Annotated in this window: 22 protein-coding genes; 4 read left to right on the top strand and 18 right to left on the bottom strand. The window is 39.4% G+C overall.

Features of this window, described 5'->3' with window-relative positions; all coding sequences use genetic code 11:
* Positions 1 to 142: 142 nt before the first annotated feature.
* Positions 143 to 1,330: a hypothetical protein gene (locus tag E7274_RS11545; protein WP_304176100.1), complete on the bottom strand. Its 1,188-nt coding sequence runs from the start codon at positions 1,328 to 1,330 to the stop codon at positions 143 to 145.
* A 173-nt stretch (positions 1,331 to 1,503) separates the two neighbouring features.
* Here E7274_RS11545 and E7274_RS11550 point away from each other — a divergent pair, with 173 nt between their 5' ends.
* Positions 1,504 to 2,232 carry a CPBP family intramembrane glutamic endopeptidase gene (locus tag E7274_RS11550; RefSeq protein WP_044936254.1) on the top strand — a complete coding sequence of 243 codons (729 nt, stop codon included), beginning with the start codon at positions 1,504 to 1,506 and terminating at the stop codon, positions 2,230 to 2,232.
* Between the two features lie 67 nt (positions 2,233 to 2,299).
* The gene (locus E7274_RS11555) at positions 2,300 to 2,692 is read left to right on the top strand and encodes a pyridoxamine 5'-phosphate oxidase family protein (protein ID WP_044936255.1); all 393 of its coding nucleotides are present in this window, start codon (positions 2,300 to 2,302) and stop codon (positions 2,690 to 2,692) included.
* A gap of 264 nt (positions 2,693 to 2,956) precedes the next feature.
* Here E7274_RS11555 and rlmD read toward each other — a convergent pair whose 3' ends face one another.
* Both rlmD and E7274_RS11565 read right to left on the bottom strand, forming a co-directional pair.
* Positions 2,957 to 4,342 (bottom strand): 23S rRNA (uracil(1939)-C(5))-methyltransferase RlmD, encoded by a 1,386-nt coding sequence (gene rlmD, locus E7274_RS11560; RefSeq protein WP_304176102.1) that lies wholly within the window; start codon positions 4,340 to 4,342, stop codon positions 2,957 to 2,959.
* Positions 4,342 to 5,292, bottom strand: coding sequence for a 3'-5' exoribonuclease YhaM family protein (locus E7274_RS11565; RefSeq protein WP_044936258.1), 951 nt, complete (start codon positions 5,290 to 5,292; stop codon positions 4,342 to 4,344). Before E7274_RS11565 ends, rlmD begins: the two co-directional genes overlap by 1 nt.
* 178 nt (positions 5,293 to 5,470) lie before the next feature.
* On the opposite strand from E7274_RS11565, the gene E7274_RS11570 reads away from it, so the two are divergent.
* Entirely contained in the window at positions 5,471 to 7,513 is a 2,043-nt protein-coding gene (locus E7274_RS11570) for a beta-galactosidase (RefSeq protein ID WP_033153001.1), read from the top strand.
* Between the two features lie 34 nt (positions 7,514 to 7,547).
* On the opposite strand, the gene E7274_RS11575 is transcribed toward E7274_RS11570, so the two are convergent.
* The 14 genes from E7274_RS11575 to E7274_RS11640 all read right to left on the bottom strand — a co-directional run bounded on the left by E7274_RS11575 (position 7,548) and on the right by E7274_RS11640 (position 20,817).
* On the bottom strand, positions 7,548 to 7,961 hold the full coding sequence (locus E7274_RS11575; protein WP_304176104.1) for a hypothetical protein: 414 nt from the start codon (positions 7,959 to 7,961) through the stop codon (positions 7,548 to 7,550).
* Positions 7,962 to 8,053: 92 nt separating this feature from the next.
* On the bottom strand, positions 8,054 to 10,528 hold the full coding sequence (locus E7274_RS11580) for an endonuclease MutS2 (protein WP_044936262.1): 2,475 nt from the start codon (positions 10,526 to 10,528) through the stop codon (positions 8,054 to 8,056).
* A 19-nt stretch (positions 10,529 to 10,547) separates the two neighbouring features.
* The gene (locus E7274_RS11585; protein WP_304176106.1) at positions 10,548 to 11,204 is read right to left on the bottom strand and encodes an HAD family hydrolase; all 657 of its coding nucleotides are present in this window, start codon (positions 11,202 to 11,204) and stop codon (positions 10,548 to 10,550) included.
* A 137-nt stretch (positions 11,205 to 11,341) separates the two neighbouring features.
* The gene (locus E7274_RS11590) at positions 11,342 to 11,962 is read right to left on the bottom strand and encodes a cytidylate kinase-like family protein (protein WP_033152996.1); all 621 of its coding nucleotides are present in this window, start codon (positions 11,960 to 11,962) and stop codon (positions 11,342 to 11,344) included.
* Positions 11,963 to 11,974: 12 nt separating this feature from the next.
* The gene (locus E7274_RS11595; RefSeq protein ID WP_304176108.1) at positions 11,975 to 12,679 is read right to left on the bottom strand and encodes an ABC transporter ATP-binding protein; all 705 of its coding nucleotides are present in this window, start codon (positions 12,677 to 12,679) and stop codon (positions 11,975 to 11,977) included.
* A 27-nt stretch (positions 12,680 to 12,706) separates the two neighbouring features.
* Positions 12,707 to 13,465, bottom strand: coding sequence for an ABC transporter ATP-binding protein (locus E7274_RS11600; protein ID WP_044936266.1), 759 nt, complete (start codon positions 13,463 to 13,465; stop codon positions 12,707 to 12,709).
* Positions 13,465 to 14,538 carry a branched-chain amino acid ABC transporter permease gene (locus E7274_RS11605; RefSeq protein WP_304176110.1) on the bottom strand — a complete coding sequence of 358 codons (1,074 nt, stop codon included), beginning with the start codon at positions 14,536 to 14,538 and terminating at the stop codon, positions 13,465 to 13,467. Before E7274_RS11605 ends, E7274_RS11600 begins: the two co-directional genes overlap by 1 nt.
* 9 nt (positions 14,539 to 14,547) lie before the next feature.
* Entirely contained in the window at positions 14,548 to 15,429 is an 882-nt protein-coding gene (locus tag E7274_RS11610) for a branched-chain amino acid ABC transporter permease (RefSeq protein WP_044936268.1), read from the bottom strand.
* Between the two features lie 231 nt (positions 15,430 to 15,660).
* Positions 15,661 to 16,848: an ABC transporter substrate-binding protein gene (locus E7274_RS11615; protein WP_090482081.1), complete on the bottom strand. Its 1,188-nt coding sequence runs from the start codon at positions 16,846 to 16,848 to the stop codon at positions 15,661 to 15,663.
* A 122-nt stretch (positions 16,849 to 16,970) separates the two neighbouring features.
* Positions 16,971 to 17,666, bottom strand: a complete 696-nt coding sequence (locus E7274_RS11620) for a pseudouridine synthase (RefSeq protein WP_304176112.1) — start codon at positions 17,664 to 17,666, stop codon at positions 16,971 to 16,973.
* On the bottom strand, positions 17,666 to 18,538 hold the full coding sequence (locus E7274_RS11625) for a methionyl aminopeptidase (protein ID WP_044936754.1): 873 nt from the start codon (positions 18,536 to 18,538) through the stop codon (positions 17,666 to 17,668). The genes E7274_RS11620 and E7274_RS11625 overlap by 1 nt, the downstream gene beginning before the upstream one ends.
* Positions 18,539 to 18,557: 19 nt before the next feature.
* Positions 18,558 to 19,268, bottom strand: a complete 711-nt coding sequence (locus E7274_RS11630) for a hypothetical protein (RefSeq protein WP_074792272.1) — start codon at positions 19,266 to 19,268, stop codon at positions 18,558 to 18,560.
* The gene (locus E7274_RS11635) at positions 19,265 to 20,368 is read right to left on the bottom strand and encodes a coiled-coil domain-containing protein (protein WP_304176113.1); all 1,104 of its coding nucleotides are present in this window, start codon (positions 20,366 to 20,368) and stop codon (positions 19,265 to 19,267) included. The genes E7274_RS11630 and E7274_RS11635 overlap by 4 nt, the downstream gene beginning before the upstream one ends.
* A gap of 209 nt (positions 20,369 to 20,577) precedes the next feature.
* Positions 20,578 to 20,817 carry a Veg family protein gene (locus E7274_RS11640; protein WP_033152984.1) on the bottom strand — a complete coding sequence of 80 codons (240 nt, stop codon included), beginning with the start codon at positions 20,815 to 20,817 and terminating at the stop codon, positions 20,578 to 20,580.
* A gap of 321 nt (positions 20,818 to 21,138) precedes the next feature.
* Here E7274_RS11640 and E7274_RS11645 point away from each other — a divergent pair, with 321 nt between their 5' ends.
* On the top strand, positions 21,139 to 21,870 hold the full coding sequence (locus tag E7274_RS11645; RefSeq protein ID WP_304176115.1) for a lysophospholipid acyltransferase family protein: 732 nt from the start codon (positions 21,139 to 21,141) through the stop codon (positions 21,868 to 21,870).
* 35 nt (positions 21,871 to 21,905) lie between these two features.
* On the opposite strand, the gene E7274_RS11650 is transcribed toward E7274_RS11645, so the two are convergent.
* A complete protein-coding gene (locus tag E7274_RS11650; protein WP_090482090.1) occupies positions 21,906 to 23,285 on the bottom strand; it encodes a UDP-N-acetylmuramoyl-tripeptide--D-alanyl-D-alanine ligase in 1,380 nt (459 codons plus the stop codon).
* Positions 23,286 to 23,303 lie beyond the last annotated feature (18 nt).

Below are 23,303 nucleotides of genomic sequence, written 5' to 3' on the forward strand. Positions count from 1 at the left end.
TTTTCAAAGTATCTATTTTATCTAAAATAAAAAAACTAAGACTTTGAAAAATAGGGCCTTGCCCTAACAATAAAAAACTAGGAGCCTTTACCTAAGACTCCTAGTTCAAAACTTCATATTATGGCACTTCTAAATACTAATACTACAACGACAAATCAACATGGGCTACAGTCCCCGCAGCTCCTGTGCTTTCTTTTAGATATATTCCTGATTTTCTAAGAACTGCATCGGTCTGACCAGCCACATTCTTATATGAAAATTCAGTATCTATATTACCAAGGTAAATGGCTCCCACATCAGCCTGCTTCAGATTCAGAAGTTTGTCATTTCCCTCTGCATCCTTGGTCCAAACTTTAAGTTTGTTGAAGATAGAATCATTTTCGTCAATCCAACCATTTTTGTCTTCATCATATTCTGACAAATCTCTGAAACCATCACCTGACTTTGTTCCAAATAATTCTGAACCATCGTTAATCTTGCCATCCTCATTTTTATCCAACGCCAGGAAGCCGCTTCCCTGTCCAACAAAAGAAATGTCATCTTCCTTTCCATCTGAATCAATATCAAACTTAAATTTTTGGTCTGATATTGATGTAGCATTTGTATCCATATTTATTACAAGAGGGTCTGTTAGAATTCTTGTGTAAGTCTCTTCTGATATGGAATCAATCTTTTGAGACAAGCTGCGGCCTAGCTGAACTTCCACATTAAAGTTTATGCTACGGCCATCGGAGGTTTGCACTGTTCCTGTGCTCTTAAATCCTGTATTTTCATACTCCAAATGAGACCCCGATGTTGCTGTGATACGCTGCCATACCTGGGTAGTTGTACTACCTGCAGATGATAAATCAAGTGTGTTTTGCTTTGCTCCGTTTACACTAAACTTAACTCCATCCACTTCGCATTTTGAAAATACATTGCGCTGCCAATCATTGAAGGCTCGCACTTGATCAGACAACTTTTTGTCGTTAGGGCTTGTTTTTCCATTGAGAAGATCAAGAATCTTCTTCACAAGACTGATCTGCAAATCTTCGAAATCCCACTGGGACATCTGAGCATTAGCCTCTCGAATCTGCTTATCATGCTCAGCCATTTGGTTAATCATGCTTTGAAGATTCTTTTGTTGTCTTTCCTTTTCCTGTTCCTTTTCAGTTTTCTGATACTCTTCTAGTGATTCTTTTAATGATTTTTCCCCATCCTTTGATAACTCAACAATCGCACCAAGCGTATCCACATTCGCTCTCTGTTCAATTGTAACGGTTTCAATATGGGTGTAAGAATAAGAATTGTGTTGAGATGCCATGTTTACATGGCTGTTTTCAATCTTCATAGCGGACTCCTTTCCACAAATAAAGAATATAAAAGTGCCAAACGCCGAAAACTGTTGCACATCCATGTGCCTAGTCTTCGTATTTTATATCGGATAAAAAACTGACAATTTATAGTTCCAACGCTAAAAAATGTGATAAAATATTTTTATAATGTATTAAAGGGGCTCACGTTATGGACAATAAGGTAATTTCAAAATCTGGAATCGATCCAAAAAAGCAATATTCTGAGTATCTCATTATTGCGTATCTGACTTACATGTCGCTGTATATCATTTTTAATTCAGCCATCGATTATTTTTATGAATCCGCTTCCATATACAGAATCGGGAACTATGTTGGACTGATACTAGCAGTCGGTACTCTGGTGCCGCTGGTAAGAAAAGTGCCTACAGACTTTCTGATTGAACCACTAAAAGTAAACAAAGCAAAAATCTGGAATGCTATTACGAGAGGCTTTTTGGTTTGTGCCTTTTTCGGTGGATTAATGATTCTATTAAAATTTGCAATACTGCAGCTGAATCCAATTATGCTTAAGCGATGCCAGCCATTCTTTTATCTTGATAGATTGACTCCAGGAAAAATCACAACCAACACAATGTTGTACCCATTCACTGCATTTTGGCAGGAATATTGTATGAATGTCATGGGTTATGACGGAATGCGCACACTGTTAGTTGGTAACCACAGGAAACATAAATCTGTTTCTGTTGTGGCACTCTTCTTTGGTGCTATGCATTACACCTACGGTTTTCCAATGATAGCGCTCACAATTCTATTTGTTTTATTTATGAATTACATTTATCGTCGTACTAAAAACCTTTGGGTTTGCATGCTGGTTCATATTATTCTTGGTCAGTTGTTATTTACTTTACAGCTGCAAAAAATAACCTTTTCTTTTTAATTGAAAATATACAGTCATTTATCTATAATAGATTGTGTACAATTCATTTCATAAGGAGGATATTTTCATGAAAGAAGTTTGTCAGTTTTTAAAAGATGCTGGCGTTTACTACCTTGCAACAGTAGAAGGTGACCAGCCAAGAGTTCGCCCATTCGGCACAATTGAAATTTTCGAAGATAAGCTTTACATCCAGACAGGAAAGTCTAAAGATGTTTCAAAGCAGATTCAGGCTAATCCTAAGGTTGAAATCTGTGCTTTCAAAGATGGTCAGTGGATTCGTATTTGCGGAGAGCTTGTAAGAGATGATCGTGTAGAAGCAAAGGCTCACATGCTTGATAACTATCCTGACTTAAAGGCTCAGTACTCTGCAGAAGATGATAACACTGAGGTACTCTACTTCAAGAACGCAGTAGCTACTATCTCATCATTCACAGCAGCTCCAAAGACAATCAATTTCTAATATACTAAAAGGGAGGTTCAAACCTCCCTTTTTACATGCTTTTCTTACATTCTGGACAGATATGCTTCCTGCCATCAGCAATATATAATTTCACATCATTAAAATTCAAATAAACCTTCTTTTTGCATTTCGAGCAAACATACATATATAAAGCCATTACGCTTCTCCCTTTTATATGGCGACTTCTAGCATTCACCATAAAATAAACATTACGAGAAGTATAATCCCTTTTTCGTTATGTATCAAGATGTTTTTGTGAAATATTTATCGTTTTATAACTAATTTTGCAACCGTCTCTGTGTGCATGGTGTGACCGAATTGATCAACCACTGTATATTTCTCTAAATGATAGCCATGCTCCTCCAAATGCTTGAGGTCACGTGCTAGGGTGGCGCTGTCACAGCTCACATAAACGATGCGAGATGGCTGCATTTTTATCATGGTATCAAGAGCCACTACATCGCAGCCTTTACGAGGTGGGTCTACCATGATGACATCCGGATGGGACATCTTCTCATAAATCTCCGGAAGGACTACTTCCGCTTCGCCGCAATAGAACTCTGCATTGCCAAGTCCATTTAGCTTTGCATTGGCCTTGGCGTTTTCGATGGCCTGAGGTACTACCTCGATACCGATTACACGGCCTGCTCGCTTTGCCATAGAAAGCGAAATGGTACCAATGCCGCAGTAAAGGTCCCAGACCTCCTCTGTACCGTGCAAATCTGCATATTCAAGCGCCTTACTATAAAGTCTTTCCATCTGGTCGTGGTTCACCTGATAGAAGGAATTGGCACTGATATCAAAGGCGATTGTATCACCGCTAGTGAGGGTGATTGTATCGCGAATTGCTTCTTTGCCGTATAAAGCTTTTGTCTCATATCCCATGATGACATTGTCACGGCGAGTGTTAACATTAAGCACAAGTGATGCAAGCTCTGACTCTACTGTTTTGATATGAGCCACTAGCGAATCTACCTTAGGCAGTGAAGCTCCATTAACTACTACGCATACCATTGTCTCACCTGTGGCCTTACCCTCGCGGACCAGGACGTGACGAATCTGGCCTTTTCCAGTAGCCTCGTCATATGGCTTGATGCCACATTCATTCATATAATCGATTACCGCATATACGATATCCATGCTCTTCTTCGAGCAAATCTTACAATCATCTGATGGAACAATTCTATGGCTTCTGGCTCCGTAAAAGCCTGCAATAATATTGCCATCTTTATCAAGGCCGATTGGAACCTGGGCCTTATTGCGATAGCGAAGTGGCTCGGTCATGCCGATAATAGGCTCATGTATAGAGTCCACAAAGGCTCTATCGTATCCGCCGATTTTGACAAGGTTGTTTGCTACAATATTATCCTTAATCTCAAGCTGCTTATCATAGGATACCTGCATAATCTGGCACCCACCGCACTGCTTTGCATTTGGGCAGGCAGGCTGCACTCGATATGGGCTGGCCTCCACAACTTCCTTAAGAGCAGCAAAACAATAGGTCTTTTTAACCTTTGTGATGATGACGTCACATACATCCCCAACCACGGCATCCTTCACAAAAATGGTCACACCATCAGTGTGACCAATTCCTGCTCCCTCCAAGGACATATCTTCAATTGTAAGTCTTACAATATCATTCTTATTCATTAATTCTTTCCTGTTCTACGGATGTTTGAATCCAATAAACGATTGAATCCCTGCCATGTGAGGTTGTTTTCCTCAACATTTTCGAGAGCTTCAAAGATTGTTTCCATCTTGGCATCGATATTGTCAGCAAATGAAAGGGCGATAGCCTCTGCAATAGCTGGCTTCTTTGGTGAGCCAAACTCCAGCTCGCCATGATGAGAAAGAATACAGTGGATAAGCTCTTTACGCTTAACCTCTGGGAAATTTGGGATGTCGTCGATAGCTCTGTCTACCATGCTGGCACCAACAAAAATGTGACCAAGGAGCTGGCCTTCGTCAGTGTAGTCATTTCTAGGGAATTCTGAGAGCTCACGTACCTTTCCGATGTCATGGAAAATAGCTGCTGTGATAAGCAAATCTCTATCTAAAAATGGATACTGATTGCTGAAGTAATCACAGTTTGTAGCAACTGAAAGAGTGTGCTCTAAAAGGCCGCCTGTGAAACCGTGATGAACAGATTTAGCAGCTGAGTGTCCCTTGAATGTCTCGATGAATTCTTTATCTTCAACAAAGTATTTGTTAAGTAATGCTTTCATATATGGTGACTTTACGGAATTGATAAGCTTGATTAAAGCACTCCACATTTCACCGATATCCTTCTTGCTAGAAGGGATATAATCAGATATTTCGAACTCGCCAGGATTAGCCTTGCGAAGTCTTTTAATATTAAACTGTAAAGCACCATTCCAGCTAGTGATATCGCCGGTAACTGTAATGAAATCAAGCTCATCATAATCGCTGATGCCTTCGGAATCTACATCCCAAATCTTGGCATCGATAGTGCCTGTCTTATCACACAGAGTAAGTGATTCGAATGCCTTTCCAGTCTTAGATACACCAAGTGTTTTCTTCTTACATAAGTATGTCTCTGTACCTCTGTCTCCCTCTTTGAGGGTGTTAATATATTTCATTTATTACTCCATTCTAAGGCAAATAAATTGCCACAAAAGATGTATTTAATTATAAGTGATAGCCCATCGATAATCAATGCGAATGGGATGGTCGAAAATATAAATTATTTCTCTTTTTTTTATTCATTTTTGCACTTTTCGTATGATATTATTCTTTTTAGTATAAGGAGAAGAAAATATGGAAAGAAATAGGCTTTTTACAAAGATTTCTGGGATTTTACACGGGGGTGATTACAATCCAGAACAATGGCTTGATAGACCAGATATTTTGGATAAAGATATTGCCTACATGCGAGATGCCCATATTAATACTGTCACTTTAGGTGTTTTCTCTTGGGCTGTACACGAACCCACTGAAGGAAACATCAATTTAGACTGGCTTGCAGCTATTATTGAGAAGCTATACAACAACAATATCTATACTGTACTTGCAACTCCATCCGGGGCTCGTCCAGCATGGCTTGATGAAAAATATCCATCTGCTATGCGATGTGATGAAATGGGTGTAAGAAATCATCATGGGCTTCGTCACAATCATTGTATGCAGTCCCCAGAATATAGGGAGAAGGTTCGCATCATTGATACTGCTCTTGCAAAGCGTTTTGCTGGAAATCCTGCCATTCTAATGTGGCATATTTCAAATGAGTTGGGTGGATATTGCTACTGTGATACTTGCCGCAAGAAATTTCAGGAATGGCTGGCAGATAGATATGATAATGACATTGAAAAATTAAATAAGGCTTGGTGGACCACATTCTGGTCTCATAAATTCAATAGCTTTGATCAAATTGATCCGCCATATGCAAATGGTGAGAACTGCGTGCTTGGTCTCAATCTAGACTGGAAAAGATTTAACACCTGGTCGGCTACAGATTTCATGAAGTTTGAAATAGATACTTTAAGAGAAAACGGTGCGACAGAACCTACTACCACAAACTTTATGGAAATGTTTATGGATTATGACTACCACTATATGAGTCAGTTCATAGATGTAATCAGCTGGGACAACTATCCTGAGCTCCACAACAACTGGCAATCCGACGCAGATACTATGCTTGAGCGAAGCTTCAATCATGCTTTATTTAGGAGTATGAAGCCAGGTCAACCTTTCATGATGATGGAGTCTGCTCCTGGTGTAGTTAACTGGAGACCATATAACAAATATCGCCGTCCTGGGGTACATAAGCTTATTTCAATGCAGGCTGTTGCAACTGGTTCGGATACAGTTCAATACTTCCAGATTCGAAAGGGTAGAGGTTCTTCCGAACAATATCACGGTGCTGTTATAGACCATATTGGTACCAATGATACAAGAATTTTCAAAGAAGTAGCCTCACTTGGTGATGATTTAAATCACATATCAGAGATAACAGGATCTGTTTCAGACAATAAAGTAGCTATTCTTTTTGATTGGGACAATAGGTGGGCCATAGATGATGCTTGGGCTCTTGCAAAAGATACGAAGAACTACGACAAGACCTGTATGGAAATCTACAATGAATTTATGAGCTTTGGAATTGAGCCGGATATTATTTCATCTGATATGGATTGGTCAAATTACAAAATTATTTGTGCACCAATGCTTTATCTTCTTCACGATGGAATTGGGGATAAGATAGCTGATTTCATCGGCGAAGGTGGACAATTCATGGCAACCTACTTTACCGGCTATGTTGATAAAAGTTGTTTGAACTGGCTTGGAGGATTTCCAGGTGATGGGCTTCACAATATTTTTGGCCTTCGCTCTGAAGAAATCGATACACTTTATCCAGAGGATGTTGTAAATATTAGAATAAGACATAAAACAGGATTTACATATCACTCTGCTGCAGTTCGTGATTACCAGGAATTACTTAGAGATGTAACTGCAGATGTTTTGGCAAGATATGACAACGACTATATGGCTGGAACTCCTGCCATTACAAGAAATCAATTTAAAAAAGGATATGCTTACTACGTAGCATGTCGTACTAATCAAGATGACATCGAATTCCTATATCGTGAAATGCTTGATAGAGCTGAAATTCCTTATAGCAAGCTTCCAGCAGGAATCGAAAAACACACTAGATTCGCTAATGATATTAGATATGACTTCTATCTCAACTGTACCGACAAACCAGTATGTATATCAAAGATAAATGGATTTGAACTGATTTCTTGTACATCAGTTGATGGAAAACTACACCTAGACAAATATGGCGTAGCTGTAATAAAGAATTAAAAAATGGACTGGCTCATGTAGCCAGTCCTAATTTTTACATATTTCGATTAAATGACACTACTAACACATCATCTGTTTCTTCATCCTCAACAAAGAAATCTGTTATTTCCACTCTGCGAAGCTGACCATCATCACCTTCTTGAATAACTCTGATTTCCACCTTATCTGCACCTTTCTCGTGCTCCTTCAAAAGATTTTCTCTAGAAAATGTTTTCTTGAATAACTCTTTATCCATATCATGGATGGTGGTACACCCCGACTCTATTAATTCATCAAAGGTGCCAGCAGCGCTACACTTAGTGGATGTGAAATTCTCACTAGTAAGCATGTAGTATGTGTTTTGTGTCAGATTACCCAATATTAAAAGTGGGTATTTCTTAAATACAGCCTGATTTAAAAGGCTATTTAAATGATCATCTGTTAATAATTCTTTTCTATTAGTCTCCATAATGCTCCCCTTTATTTCTCGACAACTTTATATAATATACTTCTATTGTTGAAAAATTGCAAGGATTAACATTATATAGTAAATCTTTTAAACTACTTAAACGTTACAATTGTGACACCTGCATCACCTTCGCCAAACTCTCCAAGATGGAATTCTGCTACGTTTTTACACTTGCGAAGATACTGCTGTACACCTGCTCTAAGGGCTCCAGTTCCCTTTCCGTGAACAACACGTACAGATGTAAGATGGCTGATATATGCATCATCAAGATATTTTTCAAGCTTCGCTATACCTTCATCTACTGTGCAACCAAGAAGATTGATTTCCGGTGAAATAGATGCTGCTTTGTTGAAACCACCGTAAGTCATATTCTTGACTCTAGTTCCCTTCTTTGGAACGAATTTATCTTCCTCTTCGATAAGTACCAAATCTTTGATATTTACTGTAGATTTCATAATACCCATCTGAACAGTAACATCTCCTTTGGCATTAGGCGCAGTGCATACGTTACCAGTTAGATTCATAGACAATACCTTTACCTTATCTCCCACATGAAGATTTGTTGGTACATTATGATTCTCCTGAACCTCAACCTTTTCTTTTGCTTTGCTCTTAGATTTATTAATACCTTTACCAAGGGCTGCACGTTTTGCTTCCATTGCGGAAATGTTTCCGCCGCCCTTACCAAATTTATTGAAGTCACGAATAGTTTCGTCTGCAATATCCTTTGCTTCCTGAAGGATTGCTGCTGCATCCTCGTGAGCCTGACGAATAAGCTCCTCACGCTGTGATTTAATCTTTTCCTCTTTTGCTGTGGCATTAGCAAGCTTTGCTTCTGCTTCCTTTAAGTCTGCAGCTGCCTTTGCCGCATCTTCCTCCACCTGGTGACGCTTCTGTTCTAGGTCTACCATCAAATCTTCAAATGATCTATCATCCTCTGAAAGACGGCCCTGGGCGTCATCTATTAAATCCTGAGGAATTCCAAGCTTTGATGAAATTGCAAAAGCGTTGGATTTTCCCGGCACACCAATTATCAAATGATATGTAGGGCTAAGTGTTTCAAGTGAGAATTCGCAAGATGCATTCTCTACTCCTTCTGTCGAAAGAGCATAAACCTTAAGCTCACTGTAGTGAGTAGTTGCCATTGTACGTACATCCAAGGTATGTAATCTATCAAGAATAGACTGAGCTAATGCTGCACCTTCCTTTGGATCTGTACCAGCGCAAAGCTCATCAATAAGAATCAAGAACTGTGGAACCTTAGCTTCCTGATTAGTTCCATATATTACCTTTGAGTGATGCAAATCTTTTTGAGTCTTTGCAAGCATTTCCTCTGTCTCATGGGAATAGCTTCCACTGTTTATTGCCTCAAGAATGTGGACAATGTTTACCATATGAGATGAGAATGTTGATAAGGACTGCTCAATTGACTGCTCATCTCCAATGTCTGCGTATACATCATCAAAAACAGCAATCTGGCTTCTATCCTTTGCTGGAATGTGAAGACCTGCCTGCGCCATCAAAGTAAGAAGACCACATGTCTTTAGCGAAACTGTCTTACCACCTGTGTTTGGACCTGTAACAAGCAAGAGATTGTAATCTTCACCAAGCTTGATATCTGTAGCTACAACCTTTTTAGGGTCCAATAGTGGATGTCTTGCACCTCTAAGATTAATAATTCCATCCTCGTTAAACTCAGGATTGCTGGCGTTAAGCTCGATTGCATAACGACCCTTAGCAAGAATGAAATCGATTTCTGTAAGAAGCTCAAAGTTTCTGATGATACCTTCTGATGATTCTGCAATTCTGTTTGAGATATTTGCAAGAATGCGGGCAATTTCATCCTGTTCACGAACCTGCAACTCTCTCAACTCATTATTTAAATCAACAGCCTGCATTGGCTCAATAAAGAATGTGGAACCTGTAGATGACTGGTCGTGTACCATTCCAGGAACTCTTGATTTAAAATCTGAGCGCACTGGTAAGCAGAATCTGCCGCCACGTACTGTAACAACTGGCTCCTGTAAATAGCCACGAGTAGTTGTATTGTTGAGAAGTGAATTCATAACTGACTTAATCTTGTCATTTGTTCTCTTCATTCCCATACGAATATCATACAAAGCTGTGCTGGCATCGTCGGCAATTGTCTCTTCATCAATAATACATCTTCTAATTTCATTTAAGATGGCCACCTCTGGTGAAAGGCCATTAAAATAGAATGTTAATGCATCTTCCTCTTCCATCTGCTTGCCATAGGTAGCAACTCTTTTTGTAACCTCAAGAACTGAAGCCACTGCAAGAATCTCTTCTATGGTAAGGCTTGAGCCAAGCTCCAATCTGGCAAGGGATGGACGCAAGTCTGTGGTGCCGCTAGCGCTAACATCTGAAAACTTTACAAGACGATTAAAAGCGCAAGCTGTCTCCTGCTGCATTATTTTGATTTCTTCTATATCGTTTATTGGCAATAGCTCAAGGCATCTTTTCTTTCCCGCCTCGCATGTTGCCAATTCTGCAAGTCTATTTATTATTTTGTCATATTCAAGTGTCTTTAATACTTTTAAATTCATTTAATCACTCCTGATTGGGTTAGGCTTCAAATAAGCTTTTCATATCCATTAAACTATCTAGTCGTGCATATAAAATCTTTTGCAGTTCTTCGTCTGGCTCAGATAAATCCGGAATCATTATTACATTACATCCCGCTCTATAGGCACTCATGCAACCGTTTGGAGAATCCTCAACTGCAAAAGTGTCTGCTGGATTCACCTGCAACTCTTTACATGCATAGGCGTATATATCTGGCGCAGGCTTCCCCTGCTCTACCATATCTGCGCATATAATAGCGTTGAAATAGTCAAAGAGACCGATTTTTTTAAGATATCTATGGGCACGCTCTTTATCATTTGCTGTCACAAGAGAAATAAAGATGTTATGCTCCTTAAGCCATGAAAGTGTTTCATGAACACCTGGCTTTAAAGGGATTCCTTCTTCTTTTAAAATATCCTCTACCAAAGCTTTTCGATACTCACGAATTGCCCAATAGTCTACATCTTCGCCATACCATTCCCTAAACTTTTCGAATACGAATGGCCTTCCTAGGGAGCGAAGCTCAAGTGGCTTCTCTGGTGACATCTCATATCCAAAATGCTTAAGTGCCTCTGGCCATGCTGACTGATAGTATTTTTCTGTATCTGTAAGGGTTCCATCTAAATCAAATAGAACTGCCTTTATTTTTTTCTCCATACAAGAATCCTTCATCCTATAATCTTAACAAAAAGACTTTAACACTGCCTACCTGCAAAAGCAAGAATTACCGGGTTTAAAGCACATTAAAAGAGAGTTGCTTTGATTGCCAAAGTAACTCTCTTTAATAGTTAATCTTATCTGTTTTTAATATCGATGTATGACTTTACTACTTCGATTAATTTGTCATAATCCATAACTCCTGTATCTAAACAGAAATCGTAGTTCCTAGCATCATTCCAATCATGACCTGTGTAATAACGATAGTAGTCGGCACGATGTTTGTCGATATCATGCATACGTTTTATCAGCTCTTCATCTGTTCCACTAACCTGTTTGTGGAGTCGCTCCAAGCAATCATCCTCTGATGCATAGAAGAAAAGCGATAATACATATGGTCGATCCTTTAAAATATAATCTGCGCATCTACCAACGAAAATACAACTGCTTGTGTTAGCTATACGTTTGATAACATCCGCCGTCAGTTCGAAAAGATTGTCGTCGGAAGTAAATGCTGCATACTCAGGTGTCAATGGCATGCCTTTGTATTTGCCCTTTGCGGACATGAATATCTTTCTAACATGCTCATCAACCTGTCCGAACATCTCCTCGTTGATACCACTTTGATCTGAAGCCATACGAAGAATTTCTCTGTCGTATACAGGAATCCCCAATTCCTTTCCCAGCTTCTTTGCCAGAGTCAAGCCTCCTGAGCCATAGCTTCTGGCGATTGTGATAACTAGTTTTTTGTCATCCATGTGATGTACCCCCTACTCACCTAAATAAGCTTTCTTTATGGAGTTGTCATTTAGAAGAGTTGTTGCATCACCAGAAAGTACTATATTGCCTGTTTCAAGGACATAAGCCCTATCCGCAATAGCAAGAGCTTTTTTAGCATTCTGCTCTACTAAAAGTACTGTGGTGCCTGCCTTTGAGATAGATTCTATGATATTGAATATTTCTTCTACATAGATTGGTGAAAGTCCCATTGAAGGCTCGTCCATCAAAACTATACGTGGCTGGCTCATCAAGGCTCGTCCCATAGCAAGCATCTGCTGCTCTCCGCCTGATAATGTTCCTGCCAGCTGATTTTGACGTTCCTTAAGCCTTGGGAAGCTCTCGTAAACTTGCTCAAATGCATCTGCAATCTCACTCTTGTTACTTCTAGTATATGCTCCCATTTTCAAGTTTTCAAGTACTGTTAATCCCGCAAAAACTCTACGTCCTTCAGGCACGTGAGCCATTCCCATGGACACGATTTTATGCCCTGGAACCTTAGTAATATCTGTGCCTTCCAACAGTACTTTTCCTGAGGTAGGAGTAAGCATTCCTGAAATTGTTTGTAATGTTGTTGTCTTACCAGCGCCATTAGCTCCGATAAGGGCAATTACCTCGCCTTCATTTACTTCAAAGCTAATGCCCTTGAGTGCTTGAATAACACCGTAATTAACAACTAAATCTTCAACCTTTAACATATGTAAACCTCTAGATTTTATTCTTAATTATTCTCCTAAATATGCCTTAATTACTTCTGGGTCGTTTAATACATCAGTTGTCTGTCCCTGTGAAAGCACACGACCAAAGTTTAAAACTGTAAGCTTCTCACAAATACCTGAAACCAGCTTCATATCATGCTCAATCAGGAGAATTGTTACGCCGAATTCTTTTCTAATCAGCGCGATTGTGTTCATCAAGTCCTTTGTCTCGTTTGGATTCATACCAGCTGCTGGCTCATCCAATAAAAGAAGCTTTGGATTTGTAGCAAGGGCTCTGGCAATTTCAAGCTCTCTTTGCTTTCCATAAGGAAGATTTGATGCCAGTACATCTGCTTCCTTATCAAGTCCAAACACCGACAAAATTTCAAGCGCCTTTTCATCCATTGCCTTTTCCACATTGAAATATTTAGGCAATCTGAAGATTCCAGTGGCCGTTCCATAGTCAAAGGAATTGTGTAATCCGATTTTTACATTATCAAGTACTGATTGATCTCCAAAAAGACGGATGTTTTGGAATGTTCTAGCTATACCAGCTTTATTGATTTCTGCAGTTTTCTTTCCTGTAATATCTTTTCCATCAAGGAAGATTTTGCCATCTGTTGGCTGGTAAATACCTGTAAGCATATTGAAAACTGTAGTCTTACCGGCACCATTAGGACCAATCAATCCGTACAGCTCTCCCTGCTCAATTTTCAAATTGAATTCATCTACGGCTCTAAGTCCACCAAAGGAAATGCCAAGATTAGTAACTTCAAGTAAGCTCATTAGCGCACCTCCTTTGTTTTTTTAAACTTGCCAACAATTGCCGCTGTAGTAATGCCGTGTTCCTCACGCCACTTAAGAATTGCTGGAGCCCAGTTAAATAACATAAGCACAATCAAGACAATTGAGTAAATAAGCATTCTGTATGTTGAAAGTCCTCTAAGCATTTCTGGCAACATTGTAAGAACAACTGCTGCAATTACAGAACCAGAGAAATTTCCGATTCCACCAAGAACTACGTATACAAGAATCATGATAGACATGTTGTAGCCGAAGTTGTTTGTTGTAGCTGTAAGTGAGTTGATGTTGTGAGCATATAAAACTCCACCAACGCCTGCTATGGCTGCAGAAATAGTAAATGCAACAAGCTTATATTTTGTAACTGGAAGACCTACAGTCTCTGCTGCAATCTGATTGTCTCTGATTGCCTTTACTGCTCTACCAGTTCTTGAGTTTACAAAGTTGTGTGTAACGATAAGCGCAATTATCAAAAGAATAACTGCTATAGTAAATGTTGATTGTCTAGGTGTTCCTGTGATTCCCTGGGCACCATTTACAAGCATTTTGCCGGTAGGCTCCATCCCAAGTGACATCTGGTCCTTGATTGAAAAATGAAGTCCATTTGAATCAACACCTACGTACAAAACATTGATTACGTTTTTGATAATCTCGCCAAATGCAAGTGTAACGATTGCAAGGTAATCACCGCTTAATCGAAGTACTGGAATGGCAATCAAAAATCCAAATAACGCTGCCATCAGTGTTCCAATGATAAGAGCAAGGATGAAACGTGGTACATCTGGGATGGAATCCTGGAATAACTTTGAGAAAAACGCAGATGTGAATGCGCCGACGCACATAAATCCTGCATGTCCAAGTGAAAGCTCACCCAAATATCCAACACAAAGGTTAAGTCCTACAGCCACCAAAGAATACGCACATACTGGAACTAATAAACCGCTCATTAAAGAGCTTAGATTTCCAGTTCCATCCACTATCGACATTATGATGTAAAGAACAACTATTACCGCTACGGTTGTTATTAATTTCTGTGTAGATTTGTTTAGTTTCTTCATTTCTGTCACCTACACTTTCTCTTTAATCTGCTTGCCTAAAATACCAGTTGGCTTAACAAGCAATACAATGATTAATACTGCAAATACGATAGCATCTGCAAGCTGACTTGAAATATAAGCTCTAGCTAATATCTCGATTATTCCAAGTAATAATCCACCAACAAGTGCTCCTGGAATAGAACCGATACCACCAAATACAGCAGCTGTAAATGCCTTGATACCTGGCATTGAGCCTGTGTATGGTGTAAGTGATGGATATGATGAACAAAGCAATGCACCTGCTATTGCTGCAAGCCCAGAGCCGATTGCAAATGTAAGAGAAATAGTTGCATTTACGTTAATTCCCATCAGCACTGCAGCATCCTTATCTTCTGATACAGCTCTCATTGCCTGACCTGGCTTAGTGTTCTTTACAAACCACATCAATACAATCATGATAACAACGCAAGTGATGATTGTAACAATGGCATTTCCTGTAATCTTTAATGCACCATCTGCAAATGAAAGGCCTTCCCAATTAATAACAGATGTAAAGGATACTGGATTTGAGCCAAATATCATAAGTGCCATATTCTGCAAGAAGTAGCTGACACCGATAGCTGTAATCAAGACCGCTAGGTTTGTTGCCTTTCTAAGTGGTTTGTATGCTATCTTTTCTATTATCATTCCTAAGGCTGTGCAGCATACTATTGAAATAACAATAGAAACAACAGCAGGCATGCCGGAATTAGACATGCACATAAACACCACGTATGCACCAATCATGATTACATCTCCGTGGGCAAAATTAAGCATCTTTGCAATACCATAAACCATGGTATAACCAAGTGCTATAAGGGCATAAACGCTACCAAGGCTTAACCCATTAACTAAATAAGTTAAAAAACCCATAATTACTACTCTCTTTCCCGTATAATTTAAACACGATGCGGCCTCCCCCGTGGTGGAGGAGTTCGTCCGCATCGTCTTTGATGTGTACACTATTTAGATGAGGATGTAGCACACATTCGATGTGTACATCATCTAGATGAGGATGTAGCTAACAAGCTCTGATAATTCTTAAGCGAGAAATCTTCGAGCGAAGAATTCATCAGGCTTGTGAGCGTAACATCCGGATGTGGATTACTGTACAGATACGTATCCACCATCCTGGATGATGACAGCCTTTGGTGATTTAGAAACTTCACCAGCTGCATTCCATGTCATGCCTTCTCCTGTAAGTCCATCGTAGTTTACTTCCTGGATTGCTGCGATAAGTGCTTCGCAGATTTCCTCATTTGAAGCCTCTGGAGTGAGATTTGCTGACTCAAGAGCTTCCTTAAGGATGTAGATTCCATCGTAAGCATCAGCTGCGAACTGGTTTGGTGTTCCACCGTACTGCTCTTCATACTTAGAAACGAATGACTGTGTTGCCTCATCCTCAGCATCAGCTGCGAATGGTGTAAGAAGATATACACCTTCTGCAAGGCTTACATCGAAGTTTTCAACACCAAGTAATCCGTCGAATCCGTCTACACCGAACATTGTTGGCTCATAGCCCATCTTGTTAGCCTGTGTAAGTACGATTGAGCCTTCTGTATAGTAGAAAGGAAGGAAAAGAAGATCTGCTTCTGCATCCTTACATTTCTGAAGCTGTGTTGTAAAATCTGTCTTTGAATCAGCAGTAAAAGCTTCTGTTGCTACGATTTCAAGTCCTACATTTGCTGCCTCTGTAGCGAAGTTCTGATATACACCTGTTGAATATGGATCTGAGCTATCATAGATAATACCAATTTTGCTTCCAAGACCATTTTCTGCAATGTAATCAGCTGAAACTGTACCCTGGTTAGGATCTGAGAAACAAATCTGGAATGTATTATCATGTCCCTCAGTAACACTTGTTGATGATGCAGATGGTGTAATCTGGAAGATTCTATCATTGTAAGTCTCTGCAGATACTGCTGCGCATGCGCCTGATGTTACAGTACCTTCAAGAATCTGCATTCCCCAATCCTTTAATGTGTTGTAAGCATTAACTGCCTTCTGAGGATCTGCCTCATCATCCTGGAAATTAAATGCTACCTGATATCCGTTGATACCGCCTGCCGCATTAACTTCATCTACAGCAATCTGTATTGCATTCATAACACCCTGTCCGTACTGAGCAGCTCCTCCTGTAGTTGGTCCAATACCACCAATCTTCCAAGTAAGCTCTCCTGATGTGTCAACATTCTCAGACGAACCTGTTGATGCACTATTGTCCCCACATCCTGCAAACATTGTTGCTACCATTGCACCGCAAAGAGCAAGGCTTAACATTCTTTTCTTCATACTAATCCCTCCTATGACATGAAATAGGCTTTCCCCAAAAAGCATATTCCACTTTCTTACTTCATCACTTTAAAGGCTAAAACCCCTCGTTGAAATTATATTAAACTTTGTAAATTAAATCGTCAATAAAAACTTTCACGCTTTAGTTCGATGATGTGACTTTCGGGTAGTAATTCCTCGTCCAACAAAAGTGGTCCAAACGCCGTTCTTTTCAGCTCTAGCACCTGTCTTCCAACTGCAAAAAACATTCTTTTTACTTGATGAAATTTTCCTTCATGAATTGTTATATAACATGTATTTCCACCTTCATATTTGATGGTAGAAGGTGCTGTTAAGTCTCCTTCACCAATATGAACGCCATTTTCAAGTGAATTTATATCTTCAGATGTAAGAGGACCATCCAAAGTAACAAAATACGTTTTATCTACATGTTTTTTTGGGGATAGTAATTCATGAGCCAAGGCTCCATCATTTGTGATAAGGAGCAAACCAGTAGTATCTTTATCTAATCTACCAACAGGAGCTAAGCCTTTTGGTGCATCAGGACATTCGCGGTAAAACAAATCCATTACTGTGGCTTCTTTTTTGTCCTCAGTGGCTGTAATCACTCCTTTAGGTTTGTTCATCATATAGTAGTGGAACTGGGCATAAGCATAGTCTTTGCCACCATAAGAAATAGTTACACTATTTTCATCTACCTTTGTTTCAGGTTTATTTATTTTTTCTCCGTCAACTAAAATAAGGCCCTTCTTTAGAAGAGCCTTTACTTCAGACCTGGTTCCGATATTTAATTCAACCAGTAATTTATCTAATCGCATCAATATGAAATTACCTCATAGCCTGTTTCTGTTACAAGTACCTGATATTCCCACTGAGCAGAAGGCTTACCGTCTAAAGTAGAAACCTCCCAGCCATTGTTAGGGTCAGTTTTGATTTTTTGTGTGCCCATGTTAATCATTGGCTCAATTGTAAACATGAATCCTGGAACTAATAGTAGTTCTGTGCCAGGAAGCGTGTTGTATCCAACCCATGGATCCTCATGGAACTCCAAGCCTACACCATGGCCACCGATTTCACGTACAACCTGGTATCCATTTGCATGAGCATGCTCGCAAATAGCAGCACCTACATCGCCAAGGAATCCCCATGGCTTAACCTGTGCCAAGCCTAAATCGCAGCATTCCTTTGTTACTTCAACCAGCTTCTTTGTCTCTGGATCTACATCGCCAATCATAAACATTCTTGATGAATCGGAGAAATAACCATCAAGAATTGTAGAACAGTCTACATTTACGATATCTCCACTTTTAAGAATAACATCCTTAGATGGATATCCATGACATACCTGATCATTTACAGATGTACATACACTATATGGGAAGCCCTCGTAGTTAAGTGGTGCTGGAATACCTCCCATTTTAATTGTTGTATCGTGTACGATTCTATCAATTTCAGATGTTGGCATACCTTCGCAGATAGCCTCTGCAACTGCATCAAGACATGCCATATTAATAACTGCAGATTCTTTAATCTTAGCAACCTGCTCTGGTGTTTTGAGCATATCATGTCTTGGAACCTTGTGGCCCTTAACTGCAAAGCTTTCGATTTTTCTATCCATTGCCTCATGGCACTGCTTGTATTTACGGCCACTGCCACACCAGCAAGGGTCGTTTCTGTTTAATTTAACCATTTCTATTGCCTTTCTTCTTTTATTTCTTTTTCTTGTCCTCATCAGTTAATCCATTAATATAATTAAGCTTACCGTGGGATAATGTTATATCACCAAGTACCAGTCTGTCCCATAGTTTGTCATTTGTTTTGACCTGGTGTTGCTCCATTATCTGCTGATAATAGTATCCATCATACTTGTAGGCAGCCTGACTAGGGCCAAGCTCCTCTGCCAAATAGTTCTGATATTTTTCAGCTATGGCTGCAAGTCTGATTTGTTCGTTGATAGTTTCTTCTGAACATGGAAGCTTTTCCCATTGAATATCAAGCAAGTCTTCCCAAAAATCTGTAATTCGATATTCCAGTTCCTGCTCTTCCTCGTCTGTAAGGGTATCCATGCCCTCCGCCACTGCCATCTGATAAAAAAGATGGTCATGCACAGCCATCCCCAGCACAACCTCCTTCGCCTCCAGTTGGATAAAGGTATCGTTTGTGTGAAGATTCCAGTAATCCTTGGTGTAATCAGGATTATAGATTCTAGCCTGCTCTTCTATCTTACCTTCTTCGTAGAGGATATAAAAAGCCAAATCTTGGAATGTGATTTCCTCTGAATCAACGGTAACCGCTGTATCCTCAAGATGCTCCTGATAGTCCAGCTTTGCTCTGTTGTTTCCCATAGTAAGAAGTGCGTAGACCATTACAGCTACGCACAGAATTAACACTATAGGTTTTACGAGTTTATTGATTCTCATAGTACCCTTCGTATAGTAATTATTGAATGGCAATTAACTGATCGGTAATTAGTAATACCTGTAGCAGTACTTTGTGCTTCCACAATTGTACCTCCACCTTGGTATATTGCTACGTGTCCTGGGTAGCAAACTATATCACCGGGTTGCATATAATTATAACTAACTTCTTGACCCACACTCCTAAATGAACCAGAAGTCATTCGCGAACCATAAGTAACGCCAAAGTTGGCTAATACCTGCTGAACAAAACCTGAACAGTCACATCCATTTGTAAGGGAATTACCTCCCCATACATAGGCATTTCCAACGAATTGGTTTGCATATGAAACAACACTGGAACCGCTAATGCCAGTAGCGTAACCAGGATTCAAGTCTCCATTAACATTGTAACTTGAACTTGCTGAAGTGTTGGCACCACCGGATGTGTTGCCATTTGCTGCCGCTGCAGCTGCTGCTCTTGCTGCTGCAAGTGCCGCTTCTCTTGCTGCTATTTCCTTTGCTTCCTTCAGTTCTTCATCCAAATCATCCATCTCACCCTGCTTTTCACTAATCATAGTTTCAAGGGCTGATTCCTGAGTTGCTAATTCTGATTTGGAAGCTTCCAAACCTGCCTTTTCCTCATCAAGGGCAGTTGCCAATTCCTCGATTTCGGCTTGTGTAGCTTCGAACTGCTCAAGCTTTTCTCTATCATAGTCGTAAACGCTGCTTGCGTATTCTAGTCTATTTAAAAACTGGCTTATGGAACCAGACTCAAGTAACATTTCAAAAACGCTAGGTTCCTCAGTCTCATACATGTATTTGATTCTGAGCTTCATAGCTTCGTACTGCTCATCCCTTGCATCCTGCGCTTCCTGCAAGGCTGCTGCTGTTTCTTCTATTTCTGCTTCTGTATCTGAAATGGCTGTTTCTATTTCTGTAATCTGACTAACTAATTCGTATAAATCAGAATCCAATGTGTCGATTTCATCCTGTAAAGCATCCTGCTCCGCCTCGATTTCCGAAACAGAACGTACCGCTTTAGAAATAATTGAATCTGATGCAAGAAGACAGCCTATAAGGGCTACTCCCAAAACAGACTTAAATATTTTTTTGTATTTCATAAACACTATCTCCAAAAACCTGAGCCTTAGGCCCAATATCTAGTGCAAATTCTCATAATCTCTCCACATTATGATACAAGTTACAAGCCCAGTTTTCAATAATTTTACACAACTATTCAGATATCCTTCACAAAAAAACAAAAAAGAACCGCCGGAATAATCCGACGGTCCTACCAAATCCATATTTAGTTGTAACTAGCAAGCCAAGCTTAGCAAAGTTTCATGCGAATCTCTTTAGTAATAATATCTGTATAACTGAAAGAAAGTAACTGTGATGGGCTTGTTTCTGTGTCGTCAACTAAGATAGTGAATACACTAGGATAAGCCTCCTGTATAACACCCTGCTGGATGTCTACCTTATTACGTCCTCTGTCTAACTGAATTACAACTCTACTACCGCACTGCGATCTAACCGATTCACGTACTTTGTCAAAGTCCTCGCGTTCCATGATGTCCTCCCCCTTTTCTAGCATTTGAGTATTTAATGATATACTCTTATGTCGTTGGGGCCATTTTATCACTTTTTGTGAATTTTGTCAAAAAGTACGGCCGTTTTTTTGAATAATTATTATAAAAAACTCCTGAACCACTTACTATCATCACCATTTTACGCCAAATTAAATTTAGATATAACTGATAGTTTATTAATACCATTCACTTTTTGTGAGTAATTATTCATTTCCTCTACATTGATAATTAATATTAGCTATTCTATAATATAAATATTCGGAGAAAATATCTGAATAATACATCAAAATATGGAGGACTCTATGATTAGAACCATAATAACTGTAGCTTTCGTTGTTATATTCCTAATTTGCAGTATTCCAATCTGGCTAATTCTTCTTATCTTAGGTTTGTTCAATAAACCAGCCAAAGATAAAATTGCTTACAACATTGTAGCTTGGGCATTTGGCGTAGTTGCATTCTTAGCCGGAGTAAAATACGAAGTAAAAGGACTTGAGAATATTCCAAAGGACAAAGCAGTACTTTTCATTGGTAACCATCAAAGCTTTTTCGATGTAGTACTTGGTTATCACCTTTGCCCAGCAGTCACTGGTTTCCTTTCAAAGAAAACTTTTGAAAAGGTACCACTTTTAAATGTTTGGATGTACATGAATTATTGCCTATTCCTTACACGAACAGATCCTAGACAGGATTTAAAGCTTATTATAAAAGCTCAGGAATACATTAAATCTGGCATTTCAATGTTTGTTTTCCCTGAGGGTACTCGTTCAAAGACTGGCGAGATGTCTGAATTCCACGAAGCAAGCTTTAAGATTGCTACAAAAACTGGTTGTCCTATCGTACCAGTAGCTTTCACAAACACAAGAGAAGTTTTCGAGACACATCTTCCTCGTTTAAAGAAAACTCACGTTATCGTTACTTTCTGCCCTGCAATTGACACTACAGCACTTGAGGGCGACAACAAAAAGAAACCTGGCGCATACGTAAGAGGAATTCTTGAGGAACAATTAAAAAAGGACGCAACATTAATCTAAAACAAAAGGCACCTCATATGAGGTGCCTTTAATATTTATGCCAATCTTTCTTTTAACGCTTCAACTACTTTTGTAAAGTTCATAAAGTGTGATGCCTTTACTAAAATGGTATCTCCACCGCGGATGATAGGAAGTAAATCCTCAAGCATAACATCCACATCAGTATAATGATGAGCCATGCAAGAGCTATTCTTCTGAGATAATGATTTATTAATCTCTTCTGATAAATCTCCTACAGTGAATACATATCCAATATGATTATCCTCAAGAGCCTGTCCAATTTCATAATGAAGCTCACGCTCATCCTGTCCAAGCTCTCCCATATCACCAAGGACTGCAATTGTTCTGCCTGTAGCCTTTCCAAGGACCTCGATAGAAGCCTTCATTGATACAGGGTTTGCATTGTAGCAATCATCGATGATATTGATATCACGAATAGTGATAATGTTGTTTCTACCGGCAATTGTTTCAGCCTTTGATAAGCCTTTTGCAATCTCCTGAATTGTAAGACCAAGCTCTTTTCCAACAGCAGCTGCTGCAAGACCATTCATAACGTTATGGCTGCCTGGCAATGGAATTGTAACATCGATATGTTCATCATCCATATTGAGAGTAGCATCTGTTCCAGTAAGACCATTTGGCTTTACGTCAGTGGCATTGATTTGCTGACCGTTTAGACCATAGAAAATCTTTCTAAGCCCAAGTGTGTCGGCATTAATTAGCTTGTCATCATCACCATTAAGGATAACAAGACCATTCTTTGGCATGTGTTCAAATACCTCTGTCTTTGCCTGAAGAATACCGTCTCTAGACTTTAAAAACTCCAAATGACACTGGCCAATATTTGTCATAACAACAATGTCTGGCTTTGCAATATCGCCAAGACGATGCATTTCTCCAAAATCAGATATTCCCATTTCAACAACTGCGACCTGATGATTATCTCTTATTCTGCAGATTGTAAGTGGAAGACCGATTTCGTTGTTGAAGTTACCCTCAGTCTTTAAAACAGAAAACTTTGTTTCAAGAACTGATGTAATCATTTCTTTTGTACTAGTCTTTCCTACACTACCAATAACACCAACTACTGGAATAGAAAGCTCCATTCTGTACGCTGTCGCAATTTGCTTAAGTGCAAGCTTTGTATCCTGAACCTGAATATATGGTCCGCTAGGATTATCAAGCTCTTTTTCAGACAATGATGCTAACGCACCCTTTGAAAATGCATCCTCTATGAAATCATGTCCATCTACACGAGCACCAACCATAGGAATGAAAAGGAAATCCTTTTCAACCTTACGATTATCATTTACAGCTCCTGCTATTTCTTGATTTTTTGCTGCTTCACAACCTGGTACTAAAACCAATTTTCCATTTGTAACTTCGGCAATCCTTGCCAATGTCATGTTCTTCATAAATATCACTCTTACTTC

This window comes from Pseudobutyrivibrio ruminis, from assembly GCF_015057245.1.
GTDB classification, from domain to species: Bacteria; Bacillota; Clostridia; order Lachnospirales; family Lachnospiraceae; genus Pseudobutyrivibrio; species Pseudobutyrivibrio ruminis_E.

Bases quoted from the DNA above. Each gene is read 5' to 3' on its own strand.
- E7274_RS11555 (WP_044936255.1), top strand. From the start codon at position 2,300: ATGAAAGAAGTTTGTCAGTTTTTAAAAGATGCTGGCGTTTACTACCTT.
- E7274_RS11630 (WP_074792272.1), bottom strand. From the start codon at position 19,268: ATGAGAATCAATAAACTCGTAAAACCTATAGTGTTAATTCTGTGCGTA.
- E7274_RS11565 (WP_044936258.1), bottom strand. From the start codon at position 5,292: ATGAAATATATTAACACCCTCAAAGAGGGAGACAGAGGTACAGAGACA.
- E7274_RS11575 (WP_304176104.1), bottom strand. From the start codon at position 7,961: ATGGAGACTAATAGAAAAGAATTATTAACAGATGATCATTTAAATAGC.
- E7274_RS11595 (WP_304176108.1), bottom strand. From the start codon at position 12,679: ATGTTAAAGGTTGAAGATTTAGTTGTTAATTACGGTGTTATTCAAGCA.
- E7274_RS11615 (WP_090482081.1), bottom strand. From the start codon at position 16,848: ATGAAGAAAAGAATGTTAAGCCTTGCTCTTTGCGGTGCAATGGTAGCA.
- E7274_RS11610 (WP_044936268.1), bottom strand. From the start codon at position 15,429: ATGGGTTTTTTAACTTATTTAGTTAATGGGTTAAGCCTTGGTAGCGTT.
- E7274_RS11585 (WP_304176106.1), bottom strand. From the start codon at position 11,204: ATGGAGAAAAAAATAAAGGCAGTTCTATTTGATTTAGATGGAACCCTT.
- E7274_RS11625 (WP_044936754.1), bottom strand. From the start codon at position 18,538: ATGGTTAAATTAAACAGAAACGACCCTTGCTGGTGTGGCAGTGGCCGT.
- E7274_RS11590 (WP_033152996.1), bottom strand. From the start codon at position 11,962: ATGGATGACAAAAAACTAGTTATCACAATCGCCAGAAGCTATGGCTCA.
- E7274_RS11545 (WP_304176100.1), bottom strand. From the start codon at position 1,330: ATGAAGATTGAAAACAGCCATGTAAACATGGCATCTCAACACAATTCT.
- E7274_RS11600 (WP_044936266.1), bottom strand. From the start codon at position 13,465: ATGAGCTTACTTGAAGTTACTAATCTTGGCATTTCCTTTGGTGGACTT.
- E7274_RS11550 (WP_044936254.1), top strand. From the start codon at position 1,504: ATGGACAATAAGGTAATTTCAAAATCTGGAATCGATCCAAAAAAGCAA.
- rlmD (WP_304176102.1), bottom strand. From the start codon at position 4,342: ATGAATAAGAATGATATTGTAAGACTTACAATTGAAGATATGTCCTTG.
- E7274_RS11650 (WP_090482090.1), bottom strand. From the start codon at position 23,285: ATGAAGAACATGACATTGGCAAGGATTGCCGAAGTTACAAATGGAAAA.
- E7274_RS11620 (WP_304176112.1), bottom strand. From the start codon at position 17,666: ATGCGATTAGATAAATTACTGGTTGAATTAAATATCGGAACCAGGTCT.
- E7274_RS11580 (WP_044936262.1), bottom strand. From the start codon at position 10,528: ATGAATTTAAAAGTATTAAAGACACTTGAATATGACAAAATAATAAAT.
- E7274_RS11605 (WP_304176110.1), bottom strand. From the start codon at position 14,538: ATGAAGAAACTAAACAAATCTACACAGAAATTAATAACAACCGTAGCG.
- E7274_RS11640 (WP_033152984.1), bottom strand. From the start codon at position 20,817: ATGGAACGCGAGGACTTTGACAAAGTACGTGAATCGGTTAGATCGCAG.
- E7274_RS11645 (WP_304176115.1), top strand. From the start codon at position 21,139: ATGATTAGAACCATAATAACTGTAGCTTTCGTTGTTATATTCCTAATT.
- E7274_RS11635 (WP_304176113.1), bottom strand. From the start codon at position 20,368: ATGAAATACAAAAAAATATTTAAGTCTGTTTTGGGAGTAGCCCTTATA.
- E7274_RS11570 (WP_033153001.1), top strand. From the start codon at position 5,471: ATGGAAAGAAATAGGCTTTTTACAAAGATTTCTGGGATTTTACACGGG.